This is a genomic window from Cupriavidus sp. 05N38 (assembly GCF_056397345.1).
In genome coordinates, this window is record NZ_JBFTNF010000071.1 from 22,964 (window position 1) to 32,179 (window position 9,216).

Annotated in this window: 7 protein-coding genes; all 7 read right to left on the minus strand. The window is 65.1% G+C overall.

Annotation, left to right across the window (positions count from 1 at the left end; all coding sequences use genetic code 11):
* Positions 1-84 precede the first annotated feature (84 nt).
* Positions 85-1,341: a 2-oxoglutarate dehydrogenase complex dihydrolipoyllysine-residue succinyltransferase gene (odhB, locus tag AC1DK4_RS34300; RefSeq protein ID WP_441643519.1), complete on the minus strand. Its 1,257-nt coding sequence runs from the start codon at positions 1,339-1,341 to the stop codon at positions 85-87.
* Positions 1,342-1,436: 95 nt separating this feature from the next.
* Complete coding sequence (locus AC1DK4_RS34305) at positions 1,437-4,292, minus strand: 2-oxoglutarate dehydrogenase E1 component (protein ID WP_441623668.1); 2,856 nt, start codon at positions 4,290-4,292, stop codon at positions 1,437-1,439.
* Between the two features lie 386 nt (positions 4,293-4,678).
* Entirely contained in the window at positions 4,679-5,425 is a 747-nt protein-coding gene (ugpQ, locus tag AC1DK4_RS34310; protein ID WP_441623666.1) for a glycerophosphodiester phosphodiesterase, read from the minus strand.
* 24 nt (positions 5,426-5,449) lie between these two features.
* Entirely contained in the window at positions 5,450-6,553 is a 1,104-nt protein-coding gene (locus AC1DK4_RS34315; RefSeq protein ID WP_441623664.1) for a sn-glycerol-3-phosphate import ATP-binding protein UgpC, read from the minus strand.
* A 71-nt stretch (positions 6,554-6,624) separates the two neighbouring features.
* Positions 6,625-7,473, minus strand: coding sequence for a sn-glycerol-3-phosphate ABC transporter permease UgpE (ugpE, locus tag AC1DK4_RS34320; RefSeq protein ID WP_441623662.1), 849 nt, complete (start codon positions 7,471-7,473; stop codon positions 6,625-6,627).
* Between the two features lie 16 nt (positions 7,474-7,489).
* Positions 7,490-8,371 carry a sn-glycerol-3-phosphate ABC transporter permease UgpA gene (gene ugpA / locus AC1DK4_RS34325; protein ID WP_441623660.1) on the minus strand — a complete coding sequence of 294 codons (882 nt, stop codon included), beginning with the start codon at positions 8,369-8,371 and terminating at the stop codon, positions 7,490-7,492.
* Positions 8,372-8,571: 200 nt separating this feature from the next.
* Positions 8,572-9,216 (minus strand): extracellular solute-binding protein (locus AC1DK4_RS34330; protein ID WP_477132068.1); only part of this gene is annotated, 645 nt, incomplete at its 5' end.

Below are 9,216 nucleotides of genomic sequence, written 5' to 3' on the forward strand. Positions count from 1 at the left end.
TCAACTCTACGGTCCGTCGTGCCCGCCCGGGCGCGCGCGGCGCCCGGGTGGCAGGACTTCAGTCACTTCGGATGCGCGCGACGCTTACAGGTCCAGCAGCAGGCGTGCCGGATCTTCCAGCGCATCCTTCATCGCGACCAGGCCCAGCACGGCTTCGCGGCCGTCGATGATGCGGTGGTCGTAGGACATGGCCAGGTAGTTCATCGGACGGATCACGATCTGGCCGTCTTCCACCACCGGGCGGTCCTTGGTGGCGTGCACGCCCAGGATGGCCGATTGCGGCGGGTTGATGATCGGGGTCGACAGCATCGAGCCGAACACGCCGCCGTTCGAGATCGAGAAGGTGCCGCCGGTCATTTCTTCGATCGACAGCTTGCCGTCCTTCGCCTTCTGGCCGAATTCAGCGATCTTCTTCTCGATGTCGGCCAGGCTGAGCTGGTCGGCGTTGCGCAGGATGGGCACCACCAGGCCGCGCGGCGAACCGACCGCGATGCCGATGTCGAAGTAGCCGTGGTAGACGATGTCGTTGCCGTCGATCGATGCGTTGATCAGCGGGAACTTCTTCAGCGCGTGCACCGCGGCCTTGACGAAGAAGGACATGAAGCCCAGCTTGACGCCGTGTTCCTTCTCGAAGCGGTCCTTGTACTTGTTGCGCAGGTCCATCACCGGCTTCATGTTCACTTCATTGAAGGTGGTGAGGATGGCGTTGGTGGATTGCGATTGCAGCAGGCGCTCGGCGATACGGGCGCGCAGGCGGCTCATCGGCACGCGCTCTTCCGGACGGTCGCCCAGGGCTGCGAAGTCGACCGGCGCGGACACTTGCTGCAGTGCCGGCTTGGCGGCGGCGGCCGGGGCTGCCTTGGCGGCAGGCGCGGCGGCCGGTGCAGCGGCGGCGCCGAGCACGTCGCCCTTGGTGATACGGCCATCGCGGCCCGTACCGGCAACCTGGCTGGCCGACAGGCCGCCTTCGGCCATCAGCTTGGCAGCCGAAGGCATGGCAACGGCGCCGGCTGCGGCGGGCGCGGCAGCGGCCGGAGCGGCTGCGGGCGCGGCGGCAGGTGCGGGCGCGGCGGCGGCGGGAGCAGCTGCGCCGGCGGTGGCTTCGGTGTCGATCTTGGCGATCACTTCGTCGGCGACCACGGTGTCGCCATCGTTGCGGATGATCTGCGACAGCACGCCTGCCGACGGGGCCGGCACTTCGAGCACGACCTTGTCGGTCTCGATCTCAATCAGGATTTCGTCTTGGGCAACGGCTTCGCCCGGCTTTTTCTTCCAGTTCAGCATGGTCGCTTCTGCAACCGATTCGGACAGCTGCGGAACCTTGACGTCAACAATAGCCATGGTTGGTATTTCCTTTTGTATTCGTATGTGCTTCGGGCATGCGGCAAAGACAAAGCGGTGCGCGCTCGGCGCGCGCACCGCCATTCAGGCCACGATCATTTGGTCAGGACAAAGCCCTTGAGCTTGGCGAAAGCCGCATCCAGCAGCGCCTTCTGCTGCTCGTTGTGCTTGGCGTAGTAGCCAACTGCCGGCGATGCCGAGGCGGGACGGCCGGCGTAGCCGAGCTTCTGCCCTTCGGTCATGTTTTCCATGATGTAGTGCTGCACGAAGAACCAGGCGCCCTGGTTCTGCGGCTCGTCCTGGCACCACACGATTTCGTTGGCGTTGGGATACTTCTTCAGCTCGGCGGCCACCGCCTTGTGCGGGAACGGATAGAGCTGTTCCATGCGGATGATGGCCGTATCGCCGGCGCCACGTTCCTTGCGCGCATTGACCAGGTCGTAGTAGACCTTGCCCGAGCACATGACGATGCGCTTGACCTTGCTGGCGTTCAGTTCTTCGTGATCCGGAATGACGGTCTCGAAGTGACCCTTGGCCAGGTCGGACAGCGGCGAGACCGCATCCTTGTTACGCAGCAGCGACTTCGGCGTCATGATCACCAGCGGCTTGCGGAACAGACGGATCATCTGGCGGCGCAGCAGGTGGAAGATCTGGGCCGGGGTGGTCGGTTGGCAGACTTGCATATTGTGGTCCGCGCACAGCTGCAGGAAGCGCTCGATGCGCGCCGAGCTGTGTTCCGGACCCTGGCCTTCGTAGCCGTGCGGCAGCATCAGGGTCAGGCCCGAGGCACGGCCCCACTTCACTTCGCCCGACGAGATGAACTGGTCGATCACGACCTGGGCGCCGTTGACGAAGTCGCCGAACTGGGCTTCCCAGATCACGAGCGCGTTCGGTTCGGCGGTCGAGAAGCCGTATTCGAAGCCGAGCACGGCTTCTTCGGACAGCACCGAGTCGATCACCGTGAACGGAGCCTGGTTCTCGGACACGTTCTGCAGCGGCACGTAGCTGCCGGCATCCCAGCGCTCGCGGTTCTGGTCATGCAGGACCGAGTGGCGGTGGGTGAAGGTGCCGCGGCCGGCGTCCTGGCCGGTGATACGCACCGGGTAGCCCGAAGCCACCAGCGACGCGAAGGCCAGGTGCTCGCCCATGCCCCAGTCCAGCGACTGGTCGCCGCGGCCCATGTTGGCGCGGTCCTTGACGACCTTCTCGACCAGGGTGTGCAGCTTGAAGTGCTCGGGGATCGTGGTGATGCGTTCGGCCAGGCGCTTGAGCTCGGTCACCGGCACCGCGGTGTCGGCGGCGTCGGTCCACTTGCGGTTCAGGAACGGCATCCAGTCCACGGCGAACTTGTTCTTGAAGTTCGACAGGACGGGGTCGACCGTGTGCTTGCCCGCGTCCATGGCGGCACGGTATTCCTTGACCAGCTCGTCACCGAAGTCGGCACCGACCAGGTTCTGCGCTGCCAGCTTGTCGGCGTACAGCTTGCGCGTGCCCGGGTGCTGGCTGATCTTCTTGTACATCAGCGGCTGGGTGACGGCCGGGGTGTCCTGCTCGTTGTGGCCCAGCTTGCGGAAGCAGATGATGTCGACCACGACGTCGCGCTTGAACTCCATGCGGAAGTCCACTGCGAGCTGCATGGCGAACACCACGGCTTCGGGATCGTCGCCGTTGACGTGCAGCACCGGCGCTTCGATCATCTTGACCACGTCCGTGCAGTACAGCGTCGAACGCGCGTCGCGCGGGTCGGAGGTGGTGAAGCCGATCTGGTTGTTGATCACGATGTGCATCGTGCCGCCCGTGCCGTAGCCGCGGGTCTGCGCCAGGTTCAGCGTTTCCATCACCACGCCCTGGCCGGCGAATGCCGCGTCGCCGTGCACTTGCACCGGCAGCACTTCGGCGTGGCCGGCGGGCTCGCCGCGGCGTTCCTGGCGGGCCTTGACCGAGCCTTCCACGACCGGGTTGACGATTTCCAGGTGCGACGGGTTGAAGGCGAGCGACAGGTGGACCGGGCCGCCTTCGGTGGAGACGTCGCTGGAGAAGCCCTTGTGGTACTTCACGTCGCCGGCCGGCAGGTCGTCGACGTGCTTGCCTTCGAATTCGGCGAACAGGTCCGCCGGCATCTTGCCCAGCGTATTGACCAGCACGTTCAGGCGGCCGCGGTGGGCCATGCCGATCACGATTTCCTGCACGCCCTTGCTGCCCGCGCGCTGGATCAGCTCGTCCATGGCGGCGATGAAGGATTCGCCGCCTTCGAGCGAAAAGCGCTTCTGGCCGACGAATTTGGTGTGGAGGAAGCGCTCCAGGCCTTCGGCCGCGGTCAGGCGGTCCAGGACGTGCTTCTTCTTGTCGAGCGTGAACACCGGCTTGGAACGCGTGGTTTCCAGGCGCTCCTGCCACCAGCGCTTCTGCGCCTGGTCGCTGATATACATGAACTCGGCGCCGATGCTGCTGCAGTACGTTTCGCGCAGGTTGTTGAGCAGCTCGCGCAGGCTCATCGATTCCTTGCCGAAATACGTATTGCTGGCGTTGAAGACGATGTCGAGATCGCTTTCGGAGAAGCCGTAGAAAGCCGGGTCGAGATCCGGCAGGGGCGGACGCTCCTGGCGCTTGAGCGGATCGAGGTCGGCCCAGTGCGAACCGATGTTGCGGTAGGCGGCGATCAGTTGCGTGGCAGCGACACGCTTGCGCCCCATGTCCGAATCGGCGGACGCGACGATGGTCTTGATTGGACCCTGCTTGGCGCGCTCGGCGAACGAGGCGACGATGGGAGCGTGGGCGATGTCGCGGGCGTTGGAGCCGTCGACGGCCGGCACGTTCTGCATCGCGTCGAAATACGCGCGCCAGTTGTCGGGAACCGAAGTGGGATTCTGGAGGTAGGCCTCGTACAGCTCTTCCACATAGGGGGCATTGCCGCCGAAGAGGTACGAATTGCTTTGATACTGCTGCATCATGGGGCGCTCACTATTCTCCGGGTATGCCGGAGTAAAGCGGGTTCATCAACCTTCCGCGACACGGCTTGACCGGTTAGCGGATTGCAAACAACTCTTCAGGTCAACCGGAGCACCTTATGCAAACGGCACCACGATGGGTGCCGGTTCTTTCGGCGCTGCGATCGCCCTGCAAGGGCAAGTTGTGCGGGGAAGGACCTAAGTCTTCACTGCGCATAAGCATAGCACGTTTGCCAACCGCCACTGGGGTCTTTTCGCATTACGGAACGGATTAACAACAAGCGCCATCGGGCATCGTTGCGCGGCACGACCGCACGCGCAGGCGGTCGTGCCGCGCCCTCCTCCGTCCCCCTCCGTGCGGCCGTGTTCAGGCCGCGTTCGGGTCGTACTCAGGCCGCGTCCGGGGCGATCTGGTCGACCGCGTCGGTGATCAGCGCGTCGAGGCCCCAGCCGAGCAGCTCGGCGGCGCGCACCGGATCGTTGACCGTATAGCAGGCCACGCGAAAACCGGCCGCGTGCGCTGCCTGAATCACCTCGGCGGTGAGCTCGCGGTGGTTCGAATCGAGCGCCACGCAGTCCAGCCGGCGCAGCCGCTCCAGCCAGTCGGGCGGCAGCTTGTCCAGCAGCAGCGCGCGCGGCAGCGCCGGGGCAGCCTTGCGGGCGGCCTCCAGCGCCTCCTCGGAGAACGACGACAGCAGCGGTGGCACCTCGCTGCCGGCCCACAGGGCCAGCGCGTCCAGCGCCACCGCGGCGCCGGTGCGCCATTCCGCGCCCGGCACCGGCTTGATCTCGATATTCACGTGCAGGCCGTTGGCGCGGGTATAGCGGGCGATCGCTGCCAGCGTCGGAATCGGCTCGCCGGCATACGCCGGGCTATGCCAGCTGCCGGCATCCAGCGTAGCCAGTTCGCCCAGCGTGAGCGCATCGGCGCGGCCGCGGCCGCTGGTGGTGCGGTCGAGCGTGGCGTCGTGCAACAGCACGGCACGGCCGTCGCCGGAGAGTTTCACGTCGAACTCGAACATGCGGTAGCCGAACGAGGCACCGTGGCGGAAGGCCGCCAGCGTGTTCTCGGGAGCCAGCTTGCCGGCGCCGCGATGGGCGATATGGCGCGGATAGGGCCAGGTGGTCTGCGTCATGGTGTGGATTACCGTTTGGTCCGCTCAGGCGTCGATCCGCTTGCCGGTCTCGGCGTCGAAGAAATGCAGGTGATCGGCCGAGGCCGTGATCGGCAGGCGGTCGCCGCCGCGCACATGCATATTGCTGTCCAGGCGCACCACCACCGGCTGGCTGCCCAGCGTGCCGTAGGCGAACGAGTCCGCCCCCAGCGCTTCGACCAGCCGCACATCGATCTCGGCAATCGCCTCGGCCGCCGCGCACGGCTCGATATGCTCCGGGCGCAGGCCCAGCAACGCGCGCTGCGGCAAGTGCAGGCCCATCGGCAGGTGGCCGAGCGTGGCGGGCTGCCCCTGGGCGCCCTCCTTCTGCTCCACGCGCATCTGCGCCTCGCCCTGGCCGCCATTGACGCGGGCCACCGGCACCAGGTTCATCGGCGGCGAACCGATAAAGCTCGCCACGAAAGTGCTGGCCGGGCGCGCATAGACTTCGAGCGGCGTGCCGATCTGCTCGACGCGGCCGCCGTTGAGCACCATCATGCGGTCGGCCAGCGTCATGGCCTCGACCTGGTCGTGCGTCACGTACATGCTGGTGGTGCGCAGGCGGCGGTGCAGCTCCTTGAGCTCCAGGCGCATCTGCACGCGCAGCTTGGCGTCCAGGTTCGAGAGGGGCTCATCGAACAGGAACACCGCCGGCTCGCGCACGATGGCGCGGCCCATGGCCACGCGCTGGCGCTGGCCGCCCGAGAGCTGGCGCGGCTTGCGGTCCAGCAGCGGGGCGAGCTCCAGGATGCCGGCGGCATGGCGCACGCGCTGCTCGATCTCGGCCTTGGCCATGCCGCGGATCTTGAGGCCGTAGGCCATGTTGTCGTAGACGCTCATATGCGGGTAGAGCGCGTAGTTCTGGAACACCATGGCGATGTCCCGCTCGGCCGGCTCGAGGTCGTTCACGACCTTCTCGCCGATATGGACCTCGCCGCCGCTGATGGCTTCGAGCCCGGCCACCATGCGCAGCAGCGTGGATTTGCCGCAACCCGAGGGGCCGACGATGACGATGAACTCGCCGTCGGTGATTTCCATGTCGATGCCGTGCACGACCTTGACATTGCCGGCGTAGGTTTTCTGTACGTTGCGAAGCGACAGTTTTGCCATTGCTATTCTTTCTCGCTGCTTATGCGCTGAGTAGGCGTGGCGGGCGCGTTTTCGCGCCCTGCCCCGTCCGCTTATTTTTCGGTTTCGACCAGGCCCTTGACGAACCACTTCTGCATCAGCACCACCACGATCGCGGGCGGGATCATGGCCAGCATCACGGTGGCCATCACCAGGTTCCAGTCGGTCGCGGCATCGCCGGAGCGGGAGATCATCTGCGTGACACCCACCACCACCGGGGTCATCGACTTCTGCGTGGTGATCAGCAGCGGCCACAGGTACTGGTTCCAGCCGTAGATGAACTGGATCACGAACAGTGCCGCGATGCTGGTCTTGGACAGCGGCAGCACCACGTCCTTGAAGAAGCGCAGCGGCCCGGCGCCGTCGATGCGCGCCGCCTCGGCCAGCTCGTCCGGGATGGTCAGGAAGAACTGGCGGAACAGGAAGGTCGCGGTCGCCGAGGCAATGATCGGGATGGTCAGGCCGAAGTAGCTGTCCAGCATGCCCAGGTCCGACACCACCTTGTAGGTCGGCAGGATCCGCACTTCCACCGGCAGCATCAGCGTGATGAAGATCATCCAGAAAAAGGTCTTGCGCAGCGGGAACTTGAAGTACACCACCGCGAAGGCCGAGATGATCGAGATCGCGATCTTGCCCAGCGAGATACCGAGCGCCATGACCAGGCTGTTGAGCATCATGGTCGAGACCGGGGAAGCGGACTCGCCCACGCCCTTGAACAGCACGGTGCGATAGTTCTCGAAGAAATGGCTGCCGGGCAACAGCGTCATCGGTGCTTCCAGCACCTGTTCCGCCGTCAGCGTCGAAGCCACGAAAGTCACATAGACCGGAAACGCCACCACCACGATGCCGAGGATCAGCACCAGGTGTGTGAGGAAATCCAGAAAGGGTCGTCGTTCTACCATGTTTGCGCCCGCCTGATCAGTATTGAACCTTGCGTTCCACGTAGCGGAACTGCACCACCGTGAGCGCGACCACGATCACCATCAGCACCACCGATTGCGCCGCCGAGCCGCCGATGTCCATGCCGCGGAAGCCGTCGTGGAACACCTTGTAGACCAGCGTGTTGGTGGAGTTGAAAGGCCCGCCGTGCGTCACCGAGTCGATGATGGCGAACGTGTCGAAAAACGCGTACACGACGTTGATCACCATCAGGAAGAAGGTGGTCGGCGACAGCAGCGGGAACACGATCGACCAGAAGCGGCGCCACGGGCCTGCGCCGTCGATGGCGGCCGCCTCGATCAGCGATTTCGGGATGCTCTGCAGGCCGGCCAGGAAGAACAGGAAGTTGTAGCTGATCTGCTTCCATGCCGCCACCAGGATCACCAGGCCCAGCGCCTGCTGCCCGTTGAGCAGGAAGTTCCAGTCGATGCCGAGCGCGCGCAGCGCGTAGGACACCACGCCCAGGCTCGGATTGAACAGGAACATCCACAGCACGCCCGCCACCGCCGGCGCCACCGCGTAGGGCCAGATCAGCAGCATGCGGTAGGCCATCGCGCCGCGCAGCACGCGGTCGGCGAAGTACGCCAGCAGCAGCGAGAAGGACAGGCCGACCAGGGTCACGCCCACCGCGAACACGCCGGTGATGCGGAAGGATTCCAGGTAGAGCGGGTCGTTCCACAGCGTGCTGAAGTTCTCCAGCCCGACGAACTCCAGGTTGATGCCGAACGCGTCCTGCTGCAGCACGGACTGGTACAAGGCCTGACCCGCAGGCCAGAAGAAGAAAACTAGCGTGATGACAATCTGCGGGAACACCAGCAGGTAAGGCAGCCATCGCGACCGGAAGACAACCCGTTTTTCCATGGGCAATCCAATCGTCCAACGAATGCCGCGCAAGGCGGCATCGAATCAGGTTACGGCGCGCATCCGCAAGGCGGGCGCGCCAACGAAGTGGCACATTGGCAGGGACGCGCCGTTGCGGGAGCGCCCCGGCCAATGTGCCAGGCCAACAAAAAAMGGGCGGGATGCGAACCCGCCCGTCTTCGCGGCAAGGGCAGGCCGGCTTACTCGCGCGCGGTCTTCTGGAAGCGCTCGAGCAGTTCGTCGCCGCGCTTGACCGCGGTGTCCAGGGCTTCCTTGGGCTGCTTCTTGCCCGCCCAGACGGCTTCGAGCTCCTCGTCGACCACGGTACGGATCTGCACCAGGTTGCCCAGGCGCACGCCGCGCGACTTGTCGGTGGTCTTGACTACCATCTGTTCCACCGAGACATCGGCGCCCGGGTTCTTTTCATAGTAGCCGGACTTCTTGGTCAGCTCGTAGGCGGCCATGGTGACCGGCAGGTAGCCGGTGGCCTGGTGCCAGTCGGACTGGATCTCCGGACGCGACAGGTAGGTGAAGAACTTGGCCACGCCCTTGTACTCCTCGGGCTTCTTGCCGCCCATCACCCACAGCGAGGCGCCGCCGATGATGGTGTTCTGCGGGGCACCCGGCACGTCGGCATAGTACGGCAGCTGCGACACGCCGAAGGCGAACTTGGCGTTCTTGCGGATATTCGCCAGCGATGCCGACGAACCCGTGAACATCGCGCACTCGCCGTTATAGAACTTGGCCTGCGACTCCGACTTGCGGCCACCGTAGCTGAAGTAGCCCTTCTTCACCATTTCCTGCAGGTTGGTGATGTGCTTGACGTGCAGCGGGCTGTTGAAGAC

Bases quoted from the DNA above. Each gene is read 5' to 3' on its own strand.
- ugpQ (WP_441623666.1), bottom strand. From the start codon at position 5,425: ATGACGCAGACCACCTGGCCCTATCCGCGCCATATCGCCCATCGCGGC.
- AC1DK4_RS34305 (WP_441623668.1), bottom strand. From the start codon at position 4,292: ATGATGCAGCAGTATCAAAGCAATTCGTACCTCTTCGGCGGCAATGCC.
- odhB (WP_441643519.1), bottom strand. From the start codon at position 1,341: ATGGCTATTGTTGACGTCAAGGTTCCGCAGCTGTCCGAATCGGTTGCA.
- ugpE (WP_441623662.1), bottom strand. From the start codon at position 7,473: ATGGTAGAACGACGACCCTTTCTGGATTTCCTCACACACCTGGTGCTG.
- AC1DK4_RS34315 (WP_441623664.1), bottom strand. From the start codon at position 6,553: ATGGCAAAACTGTCGCTTCGCAACGTACAGAAAACCTACGCCGGCAAT.
- ugpA (WP_441623660.1), bottom strand. From the start codon at position 8,371: ATGGAAAAACGGGTTGTCTTCCGGTCGCGATGGCTGCCTTACCTGCTG.